General features: G+C 35.7%; 25 protein-coding genes. 7 read left to right on the forward strand and 18 right to left on the reverse strand.

Going from position 1 to position 23,898, the window contains the following annotated elements; all coding sequences use genetic code 11:
* Positions 1 to 19: 19 nt before the first annotated feature.
* From BC6307_RS16885 to dnaE, 3 genes are all read right to left on the reverse strand, one after another.
* On the reverse strand, positions 20 to 646 hold the full coding sequence (locus BC6307_RS16885) for a FadR/GntR family transcriptional regulator (RefSeq protein WP_066420123.1): 627 nt from the start codon (positions 644 to 646) through the stop codon (positions 20 to 22).
* Between the two features lie 4 nt (positions 647 to 650).
* Positions 651 to 1,889, reverse strand: a complete 1,239-nt coding sequence (gene ystJ / locus BC6307_RS16890; RefSeq protein WP_066420121.1) for an NADP-dependent malic enzyme — start codon at positions 1,887 to 1,889, stop codon at positions 651 to 653.
* Positions 1,890 to 2,094: 205 nt separating this feature from the next.
* Positions 2,095 to 5,445, reverse strand: a complete 3,351-nt coding sequence (gene dnaE, locus BC6307_RS16895) for a DNA polymerase III subunit alpha (protein WP_066420119.1) — start codon at positions 5,443 to 5,445, stop codon at positions 2,095 to 2,097.
* Positions 5,446 to 5,693: 248 nt separating this feature from the next.
* Here dnaE and ytrH point away from each other — a divergent pair, with 248 nt between their 5' ends.
* The gene (gene ytrH, locus BC6307_RS16900; RefSeq protein ID WP_066420117.1) at positions 5,694 to 6,029 is read left to right on the forward strand and encodes a sporulation membrane protein YtrH; all 336 of its coding nucleotides are present in this window, start codon (positions 5,694 to 5,696) and stop codon (positions 6,027 to 6,029) included.
* A complete protein-coding gene (ytrI, locus tag BC6307_RS16905) occupies positions 6,029 to 6,535 on the forward strand; it encodes a sporulation membrane protein YtrI (protein ID WP_066420116.1) in 507 nt (168 codons plus the stop codon). Before ytrH ends, ytrI begins: the two co-directional genes overlap by 1 nt.
* A gap of 159 nt (positions 6,536 to 6,694) precedes the next feature.
* Here ytrI and BC6307_RS16910 read toward each other — a convergent pair whose 3' ends face one another.
* Positions 6,695 to 7,633 carry a DHH family phosphoesterase gene (locus BC6307_RS16910; protein ID WP_066420114.1) on the reverse strand — a complete coding sequence of 313 codons (939 nt, stop codon included), beginning with the start codon at positions 7,631 to 7,633 and terminating at the stop codon, positions 6,695 to 6,697.
* Between the two features lie 144 nt (positions 7,634 to 7,777).
* Here BC6307_RS16910 and BC6307_RS16915 point away from each other — a divergent pair, with 144 nt between their 5' ends.
* Positions 7,778 to 8,086 carry a YtpI family protein gene (locus tag BC6307_RS16915; RefSeq protein ID WP_268874289.1) on the forward strand — a complete coding sequence of 103 codons (309 nt, stop codon included), beginning with the start codon at positions 7,778 to 7,780 and terminating at the stop codon, positions 8,084 to 8,086.
* A gap of 39 nt (positions 8,087 to 8,125) precedes the next feature.
* Here the strand turns inward: BC6307_RS16915 and BC6307_RS16920 are convergent, their stop codons facing one another.
* The 3 genes from BC6307_RS16920 to BC6307_RS16930 form a co-directional block, all read right to left on the reverse strand.
* Positions 8,126 to 9,433 (reverse strand): CBS domain-containing protein, encoded by a 1,308-nt coding sequence (locus BC6307_RS16920; protein WP_066420111.1) that lies wholly within the window; start codon positions 9,431 to 9,433, stop codon positions 8,126 to 8,128.
* A 72-nt stretch (positions 9,434 to 9,505) separates the two neighbouring features.
* Positions 9,506 to 9,748 carry a hypothetical protein gene (locus BC6307_RS16925; protein ID WP_066420109.1) on the reverse strand — a complete coding sequence of 81 codons (243 nt, stop codon included), beginning with the start codon at positions 9,746 to 9,748 and terminating at the stop codon, positions 9,506 to 9,508.
* Between the two features lie 423 nt (positions 9,749 to 10,171).
* Entirely contained in the window at positions 10,172 to 10,855 is a 684-nt protein-coding gene (locus tag BC6307_RS16930) for a metal-dependent hydrolase (protein ID WP_066421372.1), read from the reverse strand.
* A 152-nt stretch (positions 10,856 to 11,007) separates the two neighbouring features.
* Here BC6307_RS16930 and BC6307_RS16935 point away from each other — a divergent pair, with 152 nt between their 5' ends.
* Positions 11,008 to 12,096 (forward strand): M24 family metallopeptidase, encoded by a 1,089-nt coding sequence (locus BC6307_RS16935; RefSeq protein WP_066421377.1) that lies wholly within the window; start codon positions 11,008 to 11,010, stop codon positions 12,094 to 12,096.
* A gap of 150 nt (positions 12,097 to 12,246) precedes the next feature.
* Here the strand turns inward: BC6307_RS16935 and BC6307_RS16940 are convergent, their stop codons facing one another.
* Both BC6307_RS16940 and BC6307_RS24840 read right to left on the reverse strand, forming a co-directional pair.
* Complete coding sequence (locus tag BC6307_RS16940; RefSeq protein WP_066421370.1) at positions 12,247 to 13,008, reverse strand: SDR family oxidoreductase; 762 nt, start codon at positions 13,006 to 13,008, stop codon at positions 12,247 to 12,249.
* Positions 13,009 to 13,154: 146 nt separating this feature from the next.
* On the reverse strand, positions 13,155 to 13,313 hold the full coding sequence (locus tag BC6307_RS24840; protein ID WP_157076718.1) for a hypothetical protein: 159 nt from the start codon (positions 13,311 to 13,313) through the stop codon (positions 13,155 to 13,157).
* Positions 13,314 to 13,431: 118 nt separating this feature from the next.
* Between BC6307_RS24840 and BC6307_RS16945 the strand changes: the two genes are divergently transcribed.
* Positions 13,432 to 13,860: a universal stress protein gene (locus BC6307_RS16945; RefSeq protein ID WP_066421361.1), complete on the forward strand. Its 429-nt coding sequence runs from the start codon at positions 13,432 to 13,434 to the stop codon at positions 13,858 to 13,860.
* An 89-nt stretch (positions 13,861 to 13,949) separates the two neighbouring features.
* Positions 13,950 to 14,264, forward strand: coding sequence for a hypothetical protein (locus BC6307_RS16950; protein WP_066421374.1), 315 nt, complete (start codon positions 13,950 to 13,952; stop codon positions 14,262 to 14,264).
* A gap of 40 nt (positions 14,265 to 14,304) precedes the next feature.
* Here BC6307_RS16950 and BC6307_RS16955 read toward each other — a convergent pair whose 3' ends face one another.
* The 9 genes from BC6307_RS16955 to sppA all read right to left on the reverse strand — a co-directional run bounded on the left by BC6307_RS16955 (position 14,305) and on the right by sppA (position 22,938).
* On the reverse strand, positions 14,305 to 15,123 hold the full coding sequence (locus BC6307_RS16955) for an EcsC family protein (protein WP_066421359.1): 819 nt from the start codon (positions 15,121 to 15,123) through the stop codon (positions 14,305 to 14,307).
* A 300-nt stretch (positions 15,124 to 15,423) separates the two neighbouring features.
* Positions 15,424 to 16,407 carry a GMP reductase gene (guaC, locus tag BC6307_RS16960; RefSeq protein ID WP_066421358.1) on the reverse strand — a complete coding sequence of 328 codons (984 nt, stop codon included), beginning with the start codon at positions 16,405 to 16,407 and terminating at the stop codon, positions 15,424 to 15,426.
* 201 nt (positions 16,408 to 16,608) lie between these two features.
* Positions 16,609 to 17,799 (reverse strand): acetate kinase, encoded by a 1,191-nt coding sequence (locus tag BC6307_RS16965; protein WP_066421356.1) that lies wholly within the window; start codon positions 17,797 to 17,799, stop codon positions 16,609 to 16,611.
* Between the two features lie 191 nt (positions 17,800 to 17,990).
* The gene (locus tag BC6307_RS16970) at positions 17,991 to 18,986 is read right to left on the reverse strand and encodes a class I SAM-dependent methyltransferase (RefSeq protein ID WP_066421353.1); all 996 of its coding nucleotides are present in this window, start codon (positions 18,984 to 18,986) and stop codon (positions 17,991 to 17,993) included.
* Positions 18,987 to 19,501: 515 nt separating this feature from the next.
* The gene (gene tpx, locus BC6307_RS16975; RefSeq protein ID WP_066413111.1) at positions 19,502 to 19,999 is read right to left on the reverse strand and encodes a thiol peroxidase; all 498 of its coding nucleotides are present in this window, start codon (positions 19,997 to 19,999) and stop codon (positions 19,502 to 19,504) included.
* A 133-nt stretch (positions 20,000 to 20,132) separates the two neighbouring features.
* Entirely contained in the window at positions 20,133 to 20,621 is a 489-nt protein-coding gene (ytfJ, locus tag BC6307_RS16980; RefSeq protein WP_066413113.1) for a GerW family sporulation protein, read from the reverse strand.
* Positions 20,622 to 20,638: 17 nt separating this feature from the next.
* A complete protein-coding gene (locus BC6307_RS16985) occupies positions 20,639 to 21,337 on the reverse strand; it encodes a DUF2953 domain-containing protein (protein ID WP_235858071.1) in 699 nt (232 codons plus the stop codon).
* An 83-nt stretch (positions 21,338 to 21,420) separates the two neighbouring features.
* Positions 21,421 to 21,924, reverse strand: coding sequence for an RDD family protein (locus BC6307_RS16990; protein WP_066413114.1), 504 nt, complete (start codon positions 21,922 to 21,924; stop codon positions 21,421 to 21,423).
* A 12-nt stretch (positions 21,925 to 21,936) separates the two neighbouring features.
* Positions 21,937 to 22,938, reverse strand: coding sequence for a signal peptide peptidase SppA (gene sppA, locus BC6307_RS16995; RefSeq protein WP_066413115.1), 1,002 nt, complete (start codon positions 22,936 to 22,938; stop codon positions 21,937 to 21,939).
* Positions 22,939 to 23,083: 145 nt separating this feature from the next.
* On the opposite strand from sppA, the gene BC6307_RS17000 reads away from it, so the two are divergent.
* Positions 23,084 to 23,884, forward strand: a complete 801-nt coding sequence (locus BC6307_RS17000; RefSeq protein WP_066413117.1) for an NAD kinase — start codon at positions 23,084 to 23,086, stop codon at positions 23,882 to 23,884.
* Positions 23,885 to 23,898: the final 14 nt, after the last annotated feature.

The following is a 23,898-nucleotide window of genomic DNA, read 5'->3' on the forward strand; positions in this document are numbered from 1 at the left end:
GATTAAAATTGTTGTTGAATTATGTCTTATTACTATCGACAAATTTTGAAAAAATCTGGCTATAAATGTTTAACACTTCATTCGTCTCATTTTGTTCTAATGAATATATTAACCTTTCATATAACGTGCGATTCAAATTTAGATTAGTAATAAATGTTTGGGAATAAGTACTAACTAATCCCCAAATGCGTTGTAGTAATTTATTTTCTGTACCTACAGAAACTAGTTTAAAAAACTCATCATGTGTAAAATGTGGTGATGTTAGTAAATCTTTTAACTGTTCCATCACAATTGAAGATGTATTCTTTACCACTAGTAATTGTAGGAGCGTTTTTTCTAATTCAAACTTTGTTTCTACTAAATCGACTTTTTTTGCTTCTGATTCTAATATAAAAGTGCCTAATAATTCTACAAGATGATGCTCCGTAAAATCTTTTAAGTACGTCCCTTCGCCCCTTCTTGTCTCAATTAGCCCTAACAATTCGAGTGCTCGTAACGCCTCACGAACTGAAGAGCGACCAACCTTTAATCGATCGGACAGCTCTCGTTCTGAAGGTATTTTATCACCAGCAGTAATTCCATCTTGTGAGATGATAGCACGTATTTGTTTTACTATCTCAATGTACATTTTTGTAGGTGATGACACTTTCTCATTCACCTTTTCCAATAACAGCTTCTTTTCTAGTTCTTTCTGCTACTTCTTTTGGGTCTACTTTAATGCGTGCAACTCCAGTTTCCATTGCCGTCTTTGCAACAGCCGCAGCAACTTGCGGTGCAACTCTAGGATCAAACGGCGCTGGAATAACATAATCAGCATTTAACTCGTCAGAAGATATTAAGCTAGCAATAGCTTCCACAGCTGCAATTTTCATTTGTTCATTTATATGTGTAGCGCGAACATCTAGTGCTCCACGGAAGATACCAGGAAACGCTAGAACGTTGTTAACTTGATTTGGGAAATCTGAACGGCCTGTCCCAACAACACTAGCCCCAGCTTCTTTTGCTTCTGCAGGCATAATCTCAGGATTTGGATTCGCCATTGCAAAAATAATCGGATCTGCATTCATAGAACGAATCATGTCTTGCGTTAATGCACCTTCAACGGAAACACCAATGAAAACATCGGCACCTTGTATTACGTCAGCTAAAGATCCTTCTTTTCGACCTCGATTCGTATACGTTGCAACATCTGCTTTAACGCTATTCATTCCAGTTGTTCTTCCTTCAAAAATAGCGCCTTTCGTATCGCACATAATGATATCTCTAACACCATAGCGATATAATAATTTAATAATAGCAATACCAGCAGCACCTGCACCGTTTGCTACTACTTTTATTTCTGACATCTTTTTACCAACTATTTTAAGCGCATTTACTAAACCAGCCACAGTTACAATAGCTGTACCGTGCTGATCATCATGAAAGACTGGAATATTCGTTTCTTTCTTTAAGCGTTCCTCGATGACGAAACAGTTTGGAGCAGCGATATCTTCTAAGTTAACTCCACCGAACGTAGGCTCTAACAATTTAACAGTTTCCACGATTTTATCAACATCCGTAGTATTTAAGCAAATAGGGAATGCGTCTACTCCTGCAAAACTTTTGAACAGTACTGCTTTTCCTTCCATTACTGGAAGTGCTGCCTCAGGTCCAATATTCCCTAATCCTAATACCGCTGTACCATCTGAAACAACCGCAACCATGTTACCTTTCATCGTATATTCATATACTTTATTTTTATCATCATAAATAGCTTTACAAGGCTCTGCTACTCCAGGGGAATATGCTAAACTTAAATCCTTTGCATTTCTAACCGGAACTTTTGATTTAGATTCTAACTTCCCTTTGTGCACTTTATGCATATGTAGTGCTTCTTCTTTTAATGACACGGTCGTAAATCCTCCTTGAACTTTGATAGCCAAAGCTATAAGTCTAGTTTCGTTTTTTTACGATTAATATTTTACTCTTAATTATGACGTCTGTCCTTACATGGTTGCACAATTTTATAAAAAAACATCCATTTTTTCTCTTAAATTCAAAAAAAGTAGAAGGAGGTGGTCTGACCACCTCCTTCTAACTATAACATATTCTCTTTTAATGGAAAAGGGCTTCTTTTTTGAACACAACATTACTATCCCCAAGTAGTAGTTTTAAAGCAGCTAAACATTCTTTACTTGGTGTAACAAAATATTCTCGAGACAGCTGCACTGTTTTTTTTGTTTGGACATAATGCGCTACAACTGGCATTGGTCCTTTAAAAGTTTGTAACGTTTGTTGTAACTGTTTTAAATTGGTAGAAGGTTGTGCCGTTTCATCTATTTTTAAATACACACTTCCTACTACATCTTCATATTTACTTTTTAATTGCTCCATTGAATTTACGGACCTAATTATTAATTGTGATTTACCGTTTCTTTCTTCTTTTTTCCCTTCTAACACTAATACTTTTCCTACTTCTAATTGATTAGAAAGACGTTGATAGTCAGTCGGAAACGCAACGGCGTCTATATCACCTGTTGCATCACTTGCCGAAATAAACGCCATTACTTCTCCTTTGCGAGTTCTAATCGTTCGAACCTTCGTAATGTACGCTCCGACTTTAACAAATGGTGTAGGCAGTAATTCTATATTCCCGATAGAATTAACTCCTTCAAGTTGTAATAGCTTTCGATAAATTTCGGTAGGGTGATGAGATAAATAAAAACCTAGCACTTCTTTTTCTAAATGCAATTGTTCATCAACTGGTAGAGGCTCTACTTCTACATATTTAGGCTCAATATTAAATTCTTCTTCTAATAGAAAACCTATTTGGTCCTCATCTTCATTTGGCTTTACAAGCTCTGCATGTTGAAGAGCTGCATCAAGTGTGGCTAAGAGAGTGGCTCGATTCTGTCCAAATTCATCTAAACACCCCGAATATATTAATATTTCTGCAGTTCTCCTCGTTACTTTTGGAGAGAGTCGAACGATAAAGTCAAAGAGGTCAGTAAAAGGCTTTTTCTTCCTTTCCTCGATGATTTGCTTTATTATTTGGGCACCAATTCCTTTTATAAATACAAGACCAAATCTGATTCCTTCTTGCTCCACTTGGAAAGCTATACCACTATTATTAATGGATGGAGGTAAAACATCAATTCCACTCTTTTTGCATTCTGCAACATACTGACTTATCTTTTGCTCGTTCCCTAAAACACTTGATAGCAGTGCGGTCATAAACACTTTTCGGTAATTCGATTTTAAAAATGCTAATTCATAAGCTATCATACTGTATGCAACAGCATGACTTCTATTAAAACCGTAGTTAGCAAACTTAACGATTAAATCATAAATGTCATGAGCAGTTTTTTCATCATAACCATTTTCCTTACACCCTTTTACAAAGTGGGCACGCTCTTTCGCTAACACATCTTGTTTCTTTTTACCAACCGCTCTTCGTAAAAGGTCCGCTTCTCCTAACGAAAAGCCTGCCATCGTAGATGCGATTTGCATAATTTGCTCTTGATAAACAATGACACCATAAGTAGGTTCTAAAATAGAAATTAATTCTCTATGTGGATATTCTACCTGCTTTTTTCCGTGTTTTCGTTCAATATAAATAGGGATTTGTTCCATCGGGCCTGGGCGGTACAACGCATTAACAGCTACAATATCTTCAAGTGAAGTTGGTTTTAAATTTTGTAATACTTTTCTCATTCCAGTAGATTCTAATTGGAAAATTCCTGACGTATCTCCTTCGCTCAATAGTTTAAACGTTTTTTCATCTTCAGGTGGTTGAAAATCTATTGGAAACTCCACTTTTTCATTATATTTCAAGGACGCTCTTATATTTTGAATGAGTGTTAAATTTCTTAAACCTAAAAAGTCCATTTTCAACAGACCGATTTCTTCTAATGTTTCCATTGGGAATTGTGTCAGATATACGTTATGTGAACCTGATTGGATTGGAATTATTTCGGTTAACGGTTTCTCACTAATAACAACACCTGCAGCATGTGTGGAAGTGTGCCTTGGTAGACCTTCCACTTTTTTGGCTACTTCAAATGCTCTCTGTCTTTCTTTCGTTTCATAAATAGCTCTCTTAAAAGGTTCTGATTCTTTCAAAGCACTCTCTAACGTTACACCTGCTCTAGAAGGAATTAATTTTGAAATAACATCGACTTCTTTAGGAGATAGATTTAATGCTTTGGCTACGTCCCGCCAAGCTGCTTTTGCTGCAAGAGTACCAAAAGTAATAATTTGGGCGACGTGCAACTCACCATATTTTTCTACAACATATTCAATAACTTCATCTCGCCTATTATCTGGAAAATCAATATCAATATCAGGCATAGATATTCTTTCGGGGTTTAAAAACCGTTCAAATAATAGGTGATGCTTTATCGGATCCACTCCCGTAATATAGAGACAATATGCTACTAAGGAACCAGCTGCTGATCCACGACCTGGACCTGTCATAATTCCTTTATTTCTCGAAAAGTACATAAAATCCCAAACTATTAAAAAGTAGTGAGAAAAATCCATTCTTTTAATTACATCTAATTCAAACTGTAATCGCTCCGAATACTCTTTTGTAAAATTAGGAATTCTATTTTTCAAACCTTCCCAACAACGCTCCTCTAAATATTCATTAGCGTTTTTATTATCCGGAACAGGGTACTTAGGTAACAGACGTTGTTGAAGAGGTATCGTTACATTGCATTCCCTACTAATTTGAAATGTATTTTCCAACGCCTCGGGAATATCATGAAAAAGTTCTACCATTTCCTCTTTACTTTTTAAATAGTAAGGAGCTTCTTCCGGTAAACTTTTTATCGTCGTACCATTCTTTATCGCTTGTAAACATTCAAAAAGAAAAGCTTCATTGCGTTGTAAGTATTTTGCTGTGTTTATAGCAACTAGTGGTAATTTTATTTTTCCTCGTATTCTATCTTCCGCATGTTTCGCTTCTGTCGTACTTCGATCTATTCCTAAGAACAGGCACCCTTTATTAAACATATTTACATATTCCGTAAATACAGTTTGAAGCTTTTCTTCATCCTCTATATAGGTTAAAAACTCATTGTTGGAACTTATAACAATTGCAATGAGTCCAACAGAATAGTGCCTCATCCACTTTTTCGGTACACCTTTACTATTTTTTGTTTGGACAATACTAGAAAGCTTCATTAAATTTGTATACCCTGTATTATTTTGGGCTAATAAAATTACTGGATGTGATTCGTTCGTTCCCTCATCATATATCGATAACGTTAATCCAATAATTGGTTTTATATTTGCTGTTTTGCATTTTTTATAAAAATCGATTGCACCGTAAAGAACATTCATATCTGTTAACGCGATAGCTTCAAAGTTTTTCTCTTTTGCCATCTCGACTAATGAATTAATTCGTATAGAACTACTTAACAGACTATAAGAGCTAATATTATGTAATGGAATATAACTCATGTTCTCTCACCTTCTTTTCCTACCTTATCTTTCGTTTTTCATGTTCTTCTTTCTATATTTATTATAGTCCGCTTTTCGTAGGAATGATAGCATAAGCATTTTGGGCAAAAACTTTAATATAGCTCTATCTTTTTTAAACGGTCGAACCTAACATACTTTTCAATTCTTGTCCATATAATCAAGTAAAGACATTGTAAGCTACCATATACGCATTTTCTACAATACCAATCTTGAGGTGACGAAAACAAATGGACGTGAAGGATCCTTTTATCGCAACGTTAATGTTTAGCTTTTTTATCGCACTAGGTGTATTAATTGGTGGAGCCTTAATCGGTGGTTTTGCTGCATTTTTAGTAGGTGATGCTCCACTCTCTCGAATAGATAGACTTGCCGGGAGCTTAAAAATTTGGGCAATAGTTGCTGCTATCGGTGGGACATTCGATACATTTTACACGTTAGAAGCAGGTTTATTTAACGGAGAAACAAAATTTCTAGTAAAACAACTTCTTTTAATCATTACAGCTACTGGCGGAGCTCAAACTGGTGCATTAGTAATTAGTTGGCTAACACAGGAGCCTTTATAATGAGAGTTCCAACCCATCATCACCATCCGTCATGGCAACTTTTTTTTTCAGGTGCAATTGTTGGTGCATTAATCGGCTGGGGAATTTTTCTAATTATTTATGGTCAACTTCAAGATCAACTAGTAAGTAATGTAAAAAAGTACAAGAACGAAGTAGAAACGTTGGAAGAAAGAATTGAAATATTAACAGAGGACAATGACAAACTAAAAGAAGAGAAAGATAAACTCAAAATTCAAGATATCGCCATATCGATTAACAACTATGAAAGGTATCAACTTAACACATTAAGCCGTCATAGTATTATCGATAGTATGACAAAAGATTTAAATCATTTAATTTCCCAAGATATTAAAAGTCTCGCAGAAAACAAAGAGCTCTTAACGAAAGTAATAGAAAACAAAAGTTATAAACAAGACAATAAACGATATTATTTTAGAGTGTACTACCTTTACTTAGATACAACGTTAGAAATTGAATTAACAATCGTTAACGTAGAACCTGCTTAAGATAGGCAGAGGTTGGGACACAACTATTCTTATCCAAGTAATAAACGAACAAAAAATAGTAGAGTGGAAATAACCCGCTCCGGAAATATACGTCGCTAGATTGGCGATTGTTCGTTTTTTATTATGATCATTTTAGTTTTGTCCCAGCCTCTGTATTTATTAATCTACCCGTGCTACTTCAATGAGATCTTCTAATACACTCTCTGACTCTGACCATTCATAAATAGAAGCACCTGATGCTAGTGGGTGGCCCCCACCATTATATTTTTTAGCAATTCCATTTACAATCGGACCTTTAGAGCGAAGTCTTACTCGAATTTGATCGTCTTCTTCGATAAAAAACACCCAGGCTTTTATCCCTTCAATGCCACCTAACGTCCCAACAAGCTGGGATGCCTCTGATGGAGTTGCATTAAATTTCTTTAGCACATCGGCTGTTAACTTCATTGATGCGATTCCCTGCTCATGAATGGTGAAGTTTTCTAAACAATATCCTTGTAGCTTTGCAATATGTAGCTTCATTTTATAGAGCTCGTCATAAAGGGCTGGGAAGTCAAAGCCATAAGAGATTAATTCCCCTGCATACTGAAACGTTTTCATGCTCGTACTTCTAAATAAAAACCTCCCAGTATCCCCAATAATTCCGGCATAAATTAGACGCGCCGCTTCCTTTGTCATCTTTAATCCTTGGTGTTTACCAGCTAAATATAGCTCATAGATCATTTCACTTGTTGAACTAGCATCCGTATCGACCCATAATAAGTCTCCGTAAGGATCTTCATTCGGATGATGGTCAATTTTTATTAGTTTTTTACCTAACGTATAACGACTATCGCAAACTCGCTCTTCATTTGCTGTATCACATACTATGACAAGAGCATCGTCATAAGCTGAATCTGGAATAGAATCTAATCTTGTTAAAAAATGTAGCGATTCCTCTTCTTTACCAACTCGGTATATTCGTTTTTCTGGATAACTAGCTTTCAAAATTTCTGCTAATCCACATTGAGAACCGTATGCATCCGGGTCTGGGCGTACGTGACGGTGGATTATAATCGTTTCAAATTTGCCGATTTCATCTAAAATTTGTTGAATCATTTGCTTCTCTCCTTACATCTTTCTAATTTCATTTAACCATACTTACAAGTGATAGCAAAGGAAATGGAAATAGGAAAAGTAGAAATTAAATGAAAAAGACGGTAATATAGTATACATAAAACTGCTTGGAAGGGAGCAATTCATTTGAATGCTATTTTTGTATTTTTAATTATCGTTTCATTCATGTTCTACTTTTTCTATAAAACGAAGTATTTCCGCACAAAGTTTCCAGCTGAAAAAAAATGGTTAAGTGCTAAATCAAGTATTGCATTAGGTATTTTCGTAACCTCATTTGGTTTTAATACAATTATTAATCCCTTATCAACCGTTGCGATTGTTGTTGGAATTATTATGATTGTTGTTGGAGCAGGTAGCATTTGGGCTGGTGTTAAAGCGTACCGTTTTTATTTGCCTTTTGCGAGAGAAGAAGCAGAAAAATATGCAAATCAGTAAAAATAAGAAACCTAGCAAGCATGTAGCCTGCTAGGTTTTTTAATGTATTATTTGTACCATCATCATTGCTTTTCCAACTACTTGACCTTCATGAAACACTTCAACATCAACTTTACCAAACTTTCTACCCACTTCTAATATTTTCGGTTTTATTTCGATACAACTATCAATTTGTACCGGTTTAATAAAGTATGTCGTAATATTTTCCACTACCATATCGCCTTTTTTTAGCTTTCGCAACGCTTGTTTTGCCGCTTCCGTTACAATTGTCGTAAAAACGCCATATGAAATAGTGCCGACGTTGTTTGTCATTTGTGGTGTTACTTCACAATGATAAAGTTCCTCACCACTTTTATTCGAGATGTCGGTAAATTGATTTGTTACAATATCATCTAACGTTTCACCAACTTGCGGTTGTCTTTGAATCATTTGTAACGCTTTTAGTACGTCTTGTCGACTAATTATCCCCGTTAAACGGTGGTGCTGATCGACTACCGGAAGCATTTCAATTCCTTCCCAAACCATCATATGAGAAGCTGAAGCGACTGAAGTTTTACCGTTAACCGTAATAGGTTGCTTCGTCATTACCTTCTCTAAAGTAATTTCAGGATCTTTACCTACTACATCTTTAGACGTAATGACTCCTTGAACTTTTAAATTTCGATCTACTACCGGAAATCTACTATGTTGAGTATCATCATTATGTTGAAGCCAATCTTTTATTTTTTGGTCTGTTGTTAAATAGGCAGTTTCCTCAACTGGTGTAAGGATATCCTCCACTAACACGATTTCCTTCTTGATTAATTGGTCATATATCGCACGGTTAATGAGCGTTGCTACAGTAAACGTATCGTAGCTACTAGAAATGATCGGTAGCTTGTACTCATCTGCTAATTCCTTAACATGATCTTCTGTATCAAATCCCCCTGTAATAAGAACAGCCGTCCCTCTTTCTACAGCTACTTGGTGGGCATTTGTTCTATTCCCTACAATTAATAAATCACCAGGACCAATGTAGCGAACCATTGCTTCTAGCTTCATAGCACCAATTACAAGTTTATTTAACGTTTTATGTAATCCTTCTTTACCACCGATTACTTGTCCGTCAACAATATTAACAACTTCTGCAAAGGTTAGTTTTTCAAAATTCTCTTTTTTCTTTCGTTCAATGCGGATTGTCCCGACTCGTTCAATCGTGCTAACATATCCTTTATTCTCTGCTTCCTTAATTGCACGATAAGCTGTTCCTTCGCTTACCGTTAAAGCTTTTGCTATTTGACGAACGGATATTTTTTCGCCAATAGGTAATTCTTCAATGTATTGTATAATCTGCTCATGTTTAGTCACAAAGTTCACCCGTCCACTTCATATTCTTACTTCTCATTATACGAATGAACTCGCTGACATTCAAATGTTTGTTTAGCTATATTGACGTAGTCTTCTTCTTTTTTCTTCTTCTAGTTTTAATTTTGACACTGTTCGCTTACGTTTTGGTTGGAACATTAGGGCGGAAATATTCCCACCAATTGCAATTAGTGCAAAAAGAAGCCACGCTAGTGCGAACATGCCTGGAAGTCCTTCTGCTCCCATTGGGATACGTGGAACAGCAATATATAATAAGGCTGCTAAGCATAGTAAGGATAGTAATAGTCTGTTTTTCATTTTTTTCCCTCCAAGTTTTATAGCTTGTTCCATTATATGCAGTAGAATAAAAAAAAGAAGCCTAAGAAGCTTCTTTCACCCTGAAACCATACGTGTTTAGAAAATGGCATTTCAATAAAGACAACGTTGTTTGTTGTTATACGTTTTAAGTTAATCCGTTTCACTTCGCTGCAGACACTTGCTTTCCGCGGGGAGGGAGTCGAGCCTCCTCGGCTGCGCCTGTGGGGTCTCGACCTTCCCTCTACCTCCCGCTGGAGTCAAGTGTCTTCCGCTCCGTTCCACTCACGGTCCTAAATCTGGAAAAGGAAAACATTGTAGCTGTCAAAGTCGAACCACCCATTTTATGCACCATGGTGCAAATTTTCACTTGCATGAGGGTCTAGCTTGAAAATAGAGAATAGGTTTAAGTTGACTCTTAGTTCTTTATATTTCAATAGATTGCCCAGGTGATAGGGTAATTCCGACACCTTCTGGGAGTTGGTTAGTGAAGTGAGTTGGGTCTTGTTCGATGACTGGGAAAGTGTTGTAATGGATTGGTACGACTTTTTTGGCCCCTAACCATTCTGCCGCAAGCAGTGCGTCTTCAATGCCCATCGTAAAATTGTCACCAATCGGTAAAAAGGCAAGATCAATATTATTTCTTTCTCCAATTAGCTTCATATCAGAAAACAGCGCTGTGTCTCCTGCGTGGTAAATTGTTTTTCCTTCTATCGTTAATAAAATTCCACTAGGCATTCCTGTGTATGTAATTTCTTTCGTTTCTTCGTTCGTATAGCTAGATCCATGAAATGCTTGTGTTAATTTCACTTTTCCAAAATCAAAAGTATTCGCTCCACCAATATGCATTGGATGGACCTTTACCCCTTGCCAGCCTAAAAATGTAGCTAATTCAAATGGCGCAATAACTAATGCGTCATTTTTCTTTGCTAACTGGACCGTATCCCCAACATGATCATTGTGGCCGTGAGTTAATAAAATGACATCTACCTTTACATCTTCCGCATTCAAATCTGTCGTGCTGTTACCCGTAATAAACGGGTCGAAAAGAATGGTATAATCGGATGTTTCTACTTTGACAACTGAATGTCCGTGGTATGATACTTTCATTCCTCTTCCTCCTTTGTGATCATCATGTAAACTTTTTCAGGAAAACTGATTTAATAATTCTTAATTTACAGTTTTATTATTCCCTGATAAGCTAATAGTAAACGATTTTGTAAGAGTAGGAAAGGGATGTGTTTATTTTGAACGAAAAAAGAATGGAACAATTAGTTAACTGGATGAAAGAGAAAGATGTCTCAGCTAGTTTTTTAACATCGACGCCAAACGTGTTTTATTTAAGTAATTTTTACTCAGACCCACATGAAAGATTACTTGGATTACTCGTGTTCCCAGAGCACAGCCCAATATTAATCTGTCCCAATATGGAAGTAGAACAAGTAAAGGCGACAGGTTGGAGTCATTCGATTCTCGGCTATTCCGATACGGAAAATCCGTGGGAGATGATGAAGGAAGAAATTAATAAGCGTAATATATCAATTGAAAAATTAGCAATTGAAAAAGAGCATATGATTGTATCTCGGTATAAAGCATTACTAGCGTTATTCCCGCAAGCCACTTTCGTTTCTGCAGAAGAAAAAATGTACGAGCTTCGTTTAATTAAAGATGAGCAAGAGGTTGCTATTTTACGGGAGGCTGCAAAACTTGCTGACTTCGGTGTAGAAATAGGCGTTCATTACATACAAAAAGGAAGAACAGAGCAAGAACTTGTCGCAGCAATTGAATATGAATTAAAGAAAAAAGGGATTAGAGAAATGTCGTTTTCAACGATGGCACTTACAGGTAGTAAGACCGCTTCTCCACACGGCAAGCCTGGATTGAATAGTATAAACGAAGGGGATCTCATATTATTTGATTTAGGAGTAGTATTAGACGGCTATTGTTCTGATATTACTAGAACGTTAGCATTCGATCATTTATCAGAGGAAGGCCACAACATTTATGAGACAGTATTACAAGCGGAACTTTCAGCTGTGAATGCTTGTAAACCTGGTGTAGAAATCGGTAGTTTAGATAGAATAGCTCGCTCTCTCATTACGGAGGCTGGCTATGGACAATATTTTACTCATCGACTAGGGCACGGTCTTGGAATCGAAGTTCACGAATATCCGTCTATGAACGAAACGAATACAATGAAACTACAAAAAGGTATGACGTTTACGATTGAACCTGGAATTTACGTACCTGGATTCGGTGGAGTTAGAATTGAAGACGATGTTTACATTACAGATACTGGCTACGAGCTATTGACACAATATCCAAAAGAATTACAAATCATAAAAAAATAATAGAAAACGGGTGGCTACCGATGCCACCCGTTTTTATATTATATTTTAAATTTCGAGATTATCTCTTGTAAACTTTGCGTTAATGCTTTTATTGATTTGTTTTATTTTTGAATCTTTCTAACAAATAAACAGAAAAATAGTCGATTAGAATTAACGGAAACGGTTTATAACATCTAATCCACCGGTTACCTCAATGACAGATCCAGTAATCATATCCGAATTTTCATCACATAAAAAGCGTACAACACGAGCAATATCTTCACCAGTACCTGATCTCCCAATCGGAGTATTTTCATCTTTAATTAAACGGGCGGTTTCAATACTTGCTTCTTTCATATCTCCTAAAATATTTCCAGGAGACACCATATTTACTGTAATACCATTTTCGGCTTCTTCTACAGCTAACGTTTTTGTTAAAGAAACTAAACCTACTTTAGCGGCGGCAAAAGCTGAACGATATATCCATGCTGGGGAAGTCTCAGCACCTTGGAAACCGTAAGTAATAATCCTTCCAAATTGTTGTTCTCGCATAATAGGAACTACTTTTTTAACTAAATGAAAAACAGCAGATAAATTACCTTCTATCATTTCATACCACTCTTCATCACTGTAATCTACTAGTTTCTTTCTTTCAAAAATATAAGGGCCGGCATTGCATATTAAATAATCAATGCGTCCATGATGGTTATATGCTTCGTTAATTAACTTATGTATATCATCTTTGTTCGTAATATCCCCTTGTACAAATTGTAGATTTGAGTTTTCTATTAGGGAGAGCGATTCTTTCATTTTCAGCATCGCTTCCTCATCACTTCTATATTGAACAGTAACAGAGCAACCTTGTTCGACCATTAATTGCGTAACTTTTTTCCCTAACCCTTTCGTTCCAGCAGTAATAACAGCATGACGCATACTTCCTCTCCCCCTATGCGTTACTTTTTCTTACTATCTATTTTCTTTTATTGCATAAAATTTTACAACTTTTTTGCTGTAACGTTTACTTTATAATATGAAAAGGACCGCCTAAGCAGCCCTTTTTCAGCATACACAGTCAAAAATTAGTACTGATTTGTGTTTTGTTGTTCCGCTTCTTTCTTCTCACCAAATTCTTCATTTACATACCCACTCGTATAAGAATCGGTTATTTGGTTGCTAATTGTTGTTGCTGCCTCGTCATCATAAAAAAATTGCAGCTTTTCATTTTGTTTTTTCGACATGTCACTAATTCTCCTTTTTTGTACGAATACACGATATAGTTTTCGTAATTTTCCAGGAGTATAATATAGGTAAATATTAGAATATTTTTTACAATTTCAATCCATAGGAGATGAGAACATGTATAAACATGTATTAGTTGCAGTTGACGGATCAAAAGAATCAGAGCAAGCCTTCCAAAAAGCACTTCATCTTTGTTTAAAGGATAATGCAGCACTCACTATTACACATATTATAGACATTCATACTTTTGCAGCCATGAACTTGCATACAGGAACTGCAATAGAGCATGCAGAAAATTATGCAAAAGAATTATTGACTAAGTTTGAAAAACAGGCAGTAGAGGCTAACGTTAAAACTGTAAATAAAATAGTAGACTTCGGTTCTCCAAAAATATTAATCGCTAGAGATATCGCACGTAAAAACAGCATTGATCTAATTGTATGTGGTGCAACCGGTGTAAATGCTATAGAAAGATTACTTATCGGAAGTGTTTCCGAAAATATAGTTAGAAATGCTGCTTGTGATGTTCTAGTTGTTAGAAACTAATAATCCTCCTACCTCCTCCCATTGTTGGAAGCGCTTATTTGTTATACAATAAATATATTAGAGGAGAAAAAGGAAGGATGTTCGACCTTATGTACTGTTTTAAAAAAGACGAACGGTTAGGCATTTCACTACCGAAACTAGAGAAAGACTGGGCTAAATACAGTAAAGAAGAACAAGATGAAATATTATTACAATGGGAAAAAATTCGAGGGAAAATTCCGGACCGAATTAAAGATATAGAACAAGAAATTAATGAAAAACAAGAAAAGCTAAACAATGAAGCTAACTTCGAGAAGTCATGTGAATTAAATGAATCGATCGCTAATTTAGCTAGTATAATAAATGACCTTTGGCTATGGTATCGATTAAATCAGGAAGTTTCTTCAAATAAAATACATTCTTAAGAAAAAACAAAGGCATCCTTTAAGGAATGCCTTTGTTTTATTAATATTCGTTTTCTGCCAAATGTCGAACAGAAAAATAGTGATGTGCAAAAGTAGAAACTTGCTTCGTCCAATAATGATTGAGGCTAGCACCTGTGACAATGCCTACTATCGGCAAACGCTCTTTTTTTCGGGTAACCGTGATAATAAAGATTAGTTTTAATAAATGTGTTAAAGGGTGATGTATCCAAGTCTCTGGGTGCTCACGTTCTGACAACGGATAAAAGTATGGGTCTCGTTCTAGTTTAAGTTCTTGTTTAAGTTGCTCCCATCTCTCATACTGAAATCGTTTAGGTAATGTTGCTGCATAATAAACTTGTAGTAGGCGAACCATTTCCATAGGAGATTTTGATGTATAGCCAAACGACATTGCAATAAGTTGAGTTGTTCTAATATTTAATAGTGTAAACGCAGGGATATCCATAGCAAGCGTTGAATACTTCCCAATTCCAGTCATTCCACCTTGGACAAGTGCATAAAGCTTTTGTTTTGCCATTTGCTGATTTGCAATAAATGATTTTTGTTCTAAATTTAATGTTTGTATTTGCTCTATAGAAGTAATGGAAGGTTCAAATATTTGAGCAGTATTTATGATTCTTTGTTCCGCTTCATTTTGAAAGGTAGATTCTTGAATGATTCCTTGTAGGTGAAATAGCCAAGTGTCGAGTTGTTGAAAAAAATTGTGTTTTAATTCTTCTGGTATGTAAGAAAATGCTGTTTCTAACCAGCTATCAATTGTTTCTTCTAGTTGTGATTTCTGAAGTAATTTAAGTTCATTTTCCCAGCTTACTATCTTATCTTTCACTTGAGATTCTTGCATAAAAATCTCCCCTTACTTAGTTCCATATTTACACATATTATAGCATAGTCGGTTTCATAATGTCGTTATCAAGTATCTAGAACTACATCCGCAAGTGTAGTTTAACGACAAGAACAAATGCGAAGGCGCTTCGTTCAGGCCCGTACAAACTGGACTGTTACGGTTGTGATAAAGGAAACACGGCGACGGAGGAGCCAGAACGTAGCAACACAAAGTTAGTAGTTATCTACAACTGTCCACTTTAATAATTGCCTAAACGATAAAAAAGATGGGCAAGATTATTCTCGCCCACCTTCTTTATTAGTATACTTTATCCCCATTAAAAATGGAGTTCTTCACTACTACATAGTCCACATGTTTAATTGCATCTAGTTTGTTACCACCAGCATACGAAATAGATGATTGTAAGTCTTGTTCCATTTCTTTAAGTGTATCTTTTAATGAGCCTTTATGCTCAACGAAGATTTTTTTACCTTCTACGTTTTTCTTTTCACCTTTTTGAAATTCTGACGCAGAACCAAAATATTCTTTAAATAGCTTACCATCTCTCTCAACAGTTTCTCCCGGTGATTCTTCATGGCCAGCAAATAAAGAACCAATCATTACCATGGAAGCTCCGAATCTAATAGATTTTGCAATATCACCGTGCGTACGAATACCACCGTCAGCAATAACCGGTTTACTTGCTGCCTTTGCACACCAACGTAATGCAGCTAACTGCCATCCACCAGTTCCGAAACCTGTTTTAATTTTTGTGATACAAACTTTACCAGGTCCAATGCCAACTTTAGTCGCATCAGCACCCGCGTTTTCAAGCTCTCTCACTGCTTCAGGAGTTCCAACATTTCCTGCGATAACGAAACTATTTGGTAAGTGCTTTTTAATATGCTGAATCATTTCAATAACGGCATTAGAATGTCCGTGCGCAATATCAATCGTGATATAATCAGGAGTTAATTGCTCTTCGGCTAACTGTTGAACAAATGAGTATTCTTCTTCTTTTACCCCGACACTGATTGAAGCGATTAACCCACGAGCATGCATATCTTTAATGAAATCGATACGTTTTTCCGGTTCGAATCGATGCATAATGTAAAAATAACCATTTTCCGCTAGGTAAAGAGCGATTTTTTCATCTATAATTGTCTGCATGTTTGCAGGTACAACTGGCAGGTTAAAAGTATGTTTACCTAATTTAATAGTAGTATCACATTCTGAACGGCTATTTACGATACATTTAGCCGGAATTAATTGAATATCTTCGTAGTCAAATACATTTTCCATGTCGAACACCCCTAGAGACGAATATTATTTAGATAACTTTTTGTTAACGTTCGTACATTACGTAATTTACATCATTTCTCTCATAAAGTCAAAGAGTTTTTATTTATTTTTCTAATTTAGTTCAAAAAAGAGAGAGATGGTCAGTATTCAAGCAAAAAAAAAAAGAATTCGGCACTTAAACCAAATTCTTTTTTATTTATATTATACGTTAGCTAGACGCAATACATCGCGTGCAATCATAACCTCTTCATTTGTTGGGATAATAATAACTTTTACAGGTGAGTGCGGATAGTTAATAAAGGCTTCTTTTCCTCTAACCTGGTTTAGCGTAGGATCCCAGTAAACGCCCATAAACTCTAAACCGCGAAGAACACGCGCACGAATTTCCGTACTATTTTCACCGATACCTGCAGTGAAAATAATAGCATCTACTCCGTACATTCTAGCCGCATATGAGCCGATGTATTTATGGATTCTACTTGCAAACACATCAAGTGCTAGCTGAGCACGCTCATTTCCTTCTTTCGCAGCACTTTCGATATCACGTAAATCACTAGAGAATCCAGAAACACCTAATATTCCGCTCTTTTTATTTAATACGTCTAATACTTCATCTGCACTTTTACCAGTTTTCTCCATGATAAAAGGAATAAGTGCTGGGTCTATATTACCTGAGCGAGTTCCCATTGCCACACCTGCAAGTGGGGTGAATCCCATTGATGTATCAATCGATTTTCCACCTTCAATTGCAGCAATACTCGCTCCATTTCCAAGGTGACAAGATATAAGACGTAATTCTTCGACAGGTCTACCTAATAGTTCTGCCGCTCGTTCAGAAACGTATTTATGAGACGTACCGTGGAAGCCGTATTTACGAATTCCATACTTTTCATAATACTCATACGGAAGGCTGTATAAGTAAGACTTTTCAGGCATCGTTTGATGGAACGCTGTATCAAACACCGCTACAGCTGGTACGTTAGGAAGAATCTCCTTAAATGCCTTAATTCCAACTACGTTAGCCGGATTATGAAGTGGTGCTAATTCTGATAACTCGTCAAGTTTTGCAAGAACTTCATCTGTAATAACTACAGAATCACTAAATTCTTCCCCACCATGTACAACACGGTGACCAATACCTGTAATTTCATCAAAACTCTTTACTACACCTAAATCAATTAATTTATTTAATAAGATCTTAACAGCGACTCCATGATCTGGTATGTCTGTTACATCTGTTTGTTTTTCTTCGTTATACGAAATATTGAATACAGCATCATTCAGACCTATTCTCTCGACTAAACCTTTCGTAATAACAGTTTCACTTGGCATATCAAATAACTGAAACTTAAGAGAAGAACTCCCTGCGTTAATTGCAATAATTTTTGACATCGTTGATGACAACTCCTTTATTGATGTTAAAACAATGAAAAACATAAGCATCTACTTGCCTATTTTGTGCATTTATTATGTAATCTATTGATTCCCTACTTCATTTAAACATCGACATTTTTTTTTTGCAAGAGTCATCATCTATTGGGAGCGCTTACCCTTTATATTCGTTATTTTCTGATTATACTGCCTTATTTTTTTCTCTTTTCTGCTTGTATCCAGTCATTAATTTGTCCCATGATGTTCGACATTGCGTCTTTTTTCGAAAAACTAGGTAAATTAACAAGAAGCGCTTGTTTAGGTTGTTCTACATTTATTGCTTTCTTTTGAAGGATAAAGATACTTTTTGCATGCTTTGGACTTTTGAATAAGTTAAATGGAAGCTGTAACAATCCTTGAATGTACACATGATCTTTTAAATATACATGTAAGTTTTTTGACTCCTCACCTTCAAACATTGCATTTGGAACTAAGAAAAATAAGTACCCTCCAGGCTTCGTGTATTTAATGCTTTGTTCAATATATAAATGATGAGCATAGGAGTGACCTTCGTTTCGTTTTAGTTCAAAATTGCTCGCGTTTACATCATCTGGATAAAATCCGTAAGGAATATCAGATATAACAGTATCCACAGGCTCTATATATAAGTTTTGTAAGCTATCCTGTGTATAAAATTCTATTGGATGTTGCTGTAAATTGGAGTTTTGATAGGCTAACTTAATTAGTAAATCATCGACATCTATTCCGTACGTAGTTAGTTTTTTGTCACTTAATTGATTTAGTACGGCAGTTAATAAATTACCTGTTCCTACAGCTGGATCTAAAATAGAAATAGATGCGTTACTCTCATTAAATTTTGACACAAGGAAACCTATAAAAAGAGAAATAGCATCAGGTGTCATTTGGTGATTAACTTGCGCACCTTCTTTCATTCCTTTCAATATTGCTAACTGAAATCCTTTACGTACTTCTTCTTTCGTTAATGATTGTAAGTTAATTTTATCGTATTCCTTTAATAGTCTTTTTTTCGTTAGTTCCGATAGTTCATCCTGTAATACATCTTGATGAAATAAGTTTTCAGCAGTTTCTGCTAACGCTTCTAAATATGTACAAGATAGCTCCTCCTGCAAAATAGAGCTTGTTGTATCAAATATCGTAAATGTTTCTTCTAATTTCGTTAAACTCAAATTTAACACTTCCTTTTATCTTTTAGCATCATTTATTTTATCGAATATATGACGAAAAACCAACTTTTTATCTATGTATGTAAGAACAAAAGCGAAGGGGGCTCGTTCTAGCCCGACAAGTATAAGACAGGCGCTGCAGGTGGGCGCTTTTTGCCCACCGGAAGTGACTGGCTTATGTCTCAAGGGCCAAGCCGCCGGAGCTAGACGTAACGTAAGTAAAGTTAGAAGTTATCCACAAAATTTACACGGTTACGATAAAAAAGGATGACTAACAAAAACGCGAGTCATCCTTGAAGAAATACTATTATATAACGGGTAGCTCCAGTTTGTGTGGACCTGAGCGAGCCCCTTCCGCTTTTCTTTGTCCAGCTACGGCGCATTGGCCCTATCAAACTTCCCAGTCCGTCCGTACGATAAGTCAATATCAGCTCTCTTTCGTTCGCTGTGTTTCCTTTATCTCCTACCGGCCTGGTCCAGTTTATACGGGCCAGGCCGATGCGCCTTCGCTTTTCTAATTACTCTGCAGCTTTGATTGCTTCGATTGCTGCTTCGTAGTTAGGGTGGTTTGTTGCTTCGCTTACGTATTCAACGTACGTTACTTTGTCATTAGAATCTATTACAAATACTGCACGAGCTAGTAAACGAAGTTCTTTAATTAAAACGCCGTAAGCTTCTCCGAAAGATGCATCACGGTGGTCGGATACTACTTCCACGTTCTCGATTCCGTTAGCTCCACACCAACGCTTTTGAGCAAATGGTAAATCCATACTTACTGTTAACACCTTTACGTTTAAATTGCTAGCTTCTTCATTGAAACGACGAGTTTGTGCATCACAAACTCCAGTATCAATAGAAGGAACAACGCTGATAATGCGCTTTTGTCCTTTAGAATTATCTAATGTCACTTCTGATAAATCATTTGCTAAAACAGAGAAATTAGGAGCTTGATCCCCAACTTTAACTTCAGTTCCTAATAACGTAACTTGATTACCTTTAAATGTAATATTTGCCATGAAAAATTCCTCCTTTAAGAAAAATATGTACAGTGTTAATGATAGCGTTCCACCTATGTTTTTGCAATAATTGTGAACTTTCGCGTTAAAAAATATTATACATAGAAAAAGTTAACTGGAATCCAGTTAACTTTTAAAATTCTAAATCCTGTTTCGGCTTAAATTGATTAGGATTGTTTTGTTGAAATTGACCATTTTGTTGCTGGTTTTGTTGGTTTTTTTGCTTGTTATTATTCATCATTTGTTGTACTTTTTCTACCGCTTGTGGTGCTAAATCTAAGATTTTCTCTAATAAATGTGTATTTTCATCTAAATGAAGCATTCTTACACCTGAAGAGCTAACAACTAGGAATGCAATAGGTGTAATAGAAACACCACCACCACTACCTCCACCAAAAGGAAGTTGACTATTGTTTCCATCTTGTTTCTCTGGTCCAGACCCTTGTTGACTTTTAAATTCACTACCTCCAGCTGCAAAACCAAATCCTACTTTAGAAACAGTTAATATAACACTTCCATCAGGAGTTTCTACAGGATCTCCAATGATTGTATTTACATCAATCATATCCTTTAGATTTTCCATTGCAGTTGTCATTAAACTTTTAATTGGATGTTCAGACATGTTGATCCTCCTTTAATTTACATTGTTTGTTGTTCTTCTTTCTTAGAAAGCTTTGATAAAGGACGTGTTTTAAAGTTCGGCATGCCGCCCTTCCAGTATTTTACGATTCTTATGCCTGCCAGTATAGCATTCCCTACACGAAACCGAATCATACCCTTTAATAATGTTTGAGAAGTAAATTGTTGGAAATAAGGTGTTACCGTAATTATCGGAGTAGTTTGTAATATCATCTTGTTGCCAATAATGCCCACTACGCCACCTTTAACACTCCAAATAGTTCCAACTAACATACCTGTATAAGCTGCATCTCCAACCCCAATATTGGTATGCCATTCAAAATGCTTTACTTCTATTTTTGCCATAAACCTTCTAATTATTTCATGCATTCCAACAACATGACGAACAAGTTGATACGTATCCTCAATACTTTGCCATATTTCTTTTGGAGAAAAGCTCTTTTCTTTACTTTTTTGCTGAGCATCTCCCATTTTTGTTTTTTCTTGAACTACGACAGAACCAGTATCCTTCTCTAACTTAACTAGGGGGACATCTACTGTATATCGTATTAGGCCAAAAAGCGCTCTAAATTTTATCGTTAATTGGTCATTATCTTGTTCGTGTTGAAAAAATATGTTAACGGTTATTTTCGTTATGGTTAATAAAAAAATAAATAGGATAAGTATGACGAATAGGACTATAACAATCCACCACCACATAAAAGACACACCCCTTCCATTGTCCATTATTTCCCTGTTAAACAAAAATAAACCTACTTCTGTAAAGAAGCAGGTTTATACTTTTATCTTTCATGTATGACTGTTGTTTCGCCAATAAAATCATGTATTCCTTGTTTTTTCCCGGTAAAAGCTACAACGGCATATAGAAGAGTAGTGAAAAAATTGAACGTAATAATAAATCTTCCTACTCCTTCACGAAATAACACGGACACCCAACTTAAATTACTTTGTTTTAACGGAATTACTTTTAGGCCAAATATCATTTTACCAAGAGTTTGACTCCATACTTTCGTCATAACGATAAAATATCCATACCAAATAATCGCTGTTGCAATTGAAGAAGGAGAGAACATAAAACTACTTGAAGTAGAAATGTCTAACATTTGAAAAATAGGATGAATAATAATTCTACCGATACTTGCAATAATGATAAGATCGAAACTGTATGCCCAAAACCTCATCCAAAAGCCAGCATATCTAAAGTCCTTTTTCTCGTCATTTAATTGTCGTTCTTCTTCTAATAGCACATTCTTTTCGTCATCATTTATTTTTTGAAATTCACTCACTATATTCCCCTCCTACTCTGCATACAAATACATCAACCTTGGTGCATTAGGTTGAGAAAATAGTGTTGACAGCAACTGCATTTCGGCATTTTGCTGGAATAAAGAACTTGTTTTCATTAGAAATAATGAACCTAAGCCGATATTTTCTTGATATTGGACAACTTGGACATTACCTAGCTTATAATCATCTTTTAAAGCATCAAGAACATCGTCATAGTACCCTAATTCATCAACTAAATTTATATCTTTTGCTTGAACACCATCATAAATTCGTCCATCTGCTACTTGGCGCACTTCTGCTTCACTCATATTTCTTCCGTCTACAATAACATCAACGAATCGACTATACATGGAATCTACCATATCTTGTAATATGCTCCGTTCACTTTCGGTCATATCACGCGTTTGCGATAAAATATCTTTATATTCACCACTTTTTATCGTTTCAAATTTTACTCCATATCTCTCTGCAAGCTCTCCAAAGTTTATCCCTTGCATAATAACACCAATTGAACCTGTTAATGTTTCCGGCGTTGCAAAAATTTTGTCTGCTGGCGCAGATATATAGTACCCTCCTGAAGCAGCCATTGATCCCATCGAAATATATATCGGTTTATCTGTTTCCTCTTTTATTTCTACTAATTTCCTATGTATTTCAGCACTCTCATAAACTCCACCACCAGGAGTATTTACTTTTAATATAATACCTTTTACTCCATCATCTTCTTTCGCTTGATCTAACATTTTAAGAAATTTTCGATGTTGATAACCAGACGTCATAAATAAGGATTCTCCAGTATCCTGTATCACCCCATTTAGTTCCATTACTAACACTTTACGATTAATATTACCGTTTTCTAACACCTTTTCCATAAATACTTCTTCTGTATTAAATAAATCAGTAGCTAACGCATTACTAAGCCCTTCTGATTTCGAAGTTGCCATAGATGTAATAATGGATACAAAAAATAATAATCCTGCAATTCCTAAAGCTAACCATCGTTTTCCACTCATTTTACGTTCCTCCCCTTTTATTTTTGATTTTTTTCATAAAGAAACAAATAAACCCACATTATAAAATTGTACTAAAAAGTTCGCAAAATTGGTAATAACATCTATGTTAAAGTTAAGATAAGTTTAAAAATAGGAGGTAATTCACATGCCAAATCGCCGCAACGTTTACTTTTTTTATAAACCAGAAGAAAAGTATGAACAAAAGGTCCAATCTATCTTTCAACTTGCCAAACAATATGATTTTACAATCGTAAACGATTATCGTAAAGCGAATATTATCGTTGCAATAGGAGGAGACGGAACCTTCCTCCAAGCAGTACATAAAACAGGATTTAAAGATGACTGTTTATATGCTGGTATTGCCACAGGAGAAACTTTAAGCTTTTATTGTGATTTCCATATTGATGATACTGAAAAAATAGTAGAAGCAATTACAAGTGAACAAATTGAAGTTAGAAGATATCCTTTTATTAATGTTACGATTGATGGTAATACAAAGTTTCAATGTTTGAATGAATGTACTGTACGGTCTGGTATTATTAAAACTTTTGTTGTAGAAGTTTTTATAGATGACTTGCACTTTGAAACTTTCCGCGGCGACGGTATGATTGTATCCACTCCTACCGGAAGCACTGCCTACAATAAATCAGTTCGTGGTGCTGTCGTCGATCCTATGCTATCTAGTATACAAGTAAGTGAGCTTGCATCATTAAATAACAACCACTATCGAACTCTCGGCTCTCCATTCATCCTATCTGGTGAGCGAAAATTAACACTGGAAGTAGTTCAAGATGGAAACGATTACCCGGTCATCGGCTTAGATAATGAAGCATTAGGAATTAGAAACGTACAAAAGTTAGAAATCTCATTAAGTGATACAAAAATAAAAACAGTTAAATTAAAAGACAATTCTTTCTGGGAAAAAGTTAGAAGAACATTTTTATAGAATTTAGTAGGCAT

Origin of the sequence: Sutcliffiella cohnii (assembly GCF_002250055.1) — a bacterium.
Classification (GTDB): domain Bacteria; phylum Bacillota; class Bacilli; order Bacillales; family Bacillaceae_I; genus Sutcliffiella; species Sutcliffiella cohnii.

Bases quoted from the DNA above. Each gene is read 5' to 3' on its own strand.
- BC6307_RS16985 (WP_235858071.1), bottom strand. From the start codon at position 21,337: ATGTGGTGGTGGATTGTTATAGTCCTATTCGTCATACTTATCCTATTT.
- BC6307_RS16945 (WP_066421361.1), top strand. From the start codon at position 13,432: ATGTATAAACATGTATTAGTTGCAGTTGACGGATCAAAAGAATCAGAG.
- BC6307_RS16955 (WP_066421359.1), bottom strand. From the start codon at position 15,123: ATGCAAGAATCTCAAGTGAAAGATAAGATAGTAAGCTGGGAAAATGAA.
- BC6307_RS16965 (WP_066421356.1), bottom strand. From the start codon at position 17,799: ATGTCAAAAATTATTGCAATTAACGCAGGGAGTTCTTCTCTTAAGTTT.
- sppA (WP_066413115.1), bottom strand. From the start codon at position 22,938: ATGAGTGGAAAACGATGGTTAGCTTTAGGAATTGCAGGATTATTATTT.
- tpx (WP_066413111.1), bottom strand. From the start codon at position 19,999: ATGGCAAATATTACATTTAAAGGTAATCAAGTTACGTTATTAGGAACT.
- guaC (WP_066421358.1), bottom strand. From the start codon at position 16,407: ATGGAAAATGTATTTGACTACGAAGATATTCAATTAATTCCGGCTAAA.
- BC6307_RS16925 (WP_066420109.1), bottom strand. From the start codon at position 9,748: ATGAAAAACAGACTATTACTATCCTTACTATGCTTAGCAGCCTTATTA.
- ytfJ (WP_066413113.1), bottom strand. From the start codon at position 20,621: ATGTCTGAACATCCAATTAAAAGTTTAATGACAACTGCAATGGAAAAT.
- BC6307_RS16930 (WP_066421372.1), bottom strand. From the start codon at position 10,855: ATGAAAGTATCATACCACGGACATTCAGTTGTCAAAGTAGAAACATCC.
- BC6307_RS16940 (WP_066421370.1), bottom strand. From the start codon at position 13,008: ATGCGTCATGCTGTTATTACTGCTGGAACGAAAGGGTTAGGGAAAAAA.
- BC6307_RS16935 (WP_066421377.1), top strand. From the start codon at position 11,008: ATGGAACAATTAGTTAACTGGATGAAAGAGAAAGATGTCTCAGCTAGT.
- BC6307_RS24840 (WP_157076718.1), bottom strand. From the start codon at position 13,313: ATGTCGAAAAAACAAAATGAAAAGCTGCAATTTTTTTATGATGACGAG.
- BC6307_RS16910 (WP_066420114.1), bottom strand. From the start codon at position 7,633: ATGATTCAACAAATTTTAGATGAAATCGGCAAATTTGAAACGATTATA.
- BC6307_RS17000 (WP_066413117.1), top strand. From the start codon at position 23,084: ATGCCAAATCGCCGCAACGTTTACTTTTTTTATAAACCAGAAGAAAAG.
- ytrH (WP_066420117.1), top strand. From the start codon at position 5,694: ATGGACGTGAAGGATCCTTTTATCGCAACGTTAATGTTTAGCTTTTTT.
- dnaE (WP_066420119.1), bottom strand. From the start codon at position 5,445: ATGAGTTATATTCCATTACATAATATTAGCTCTTATAGTCTGTTAAGT.
- BC6307_RS16950 (WP_066421374.1), top strand. From the start codon at position 13,950: ATGTACTGTTTTAAAAAAGACGAACGGTTAGGCATTTCACTACCGAAA.
- ytrI (WP_066420116.1), top strand. From the start codon at position 6,029: ATGAGAGTTCCAACCCATCATCACCATCCGTCATGGCAACTTTTTTTT.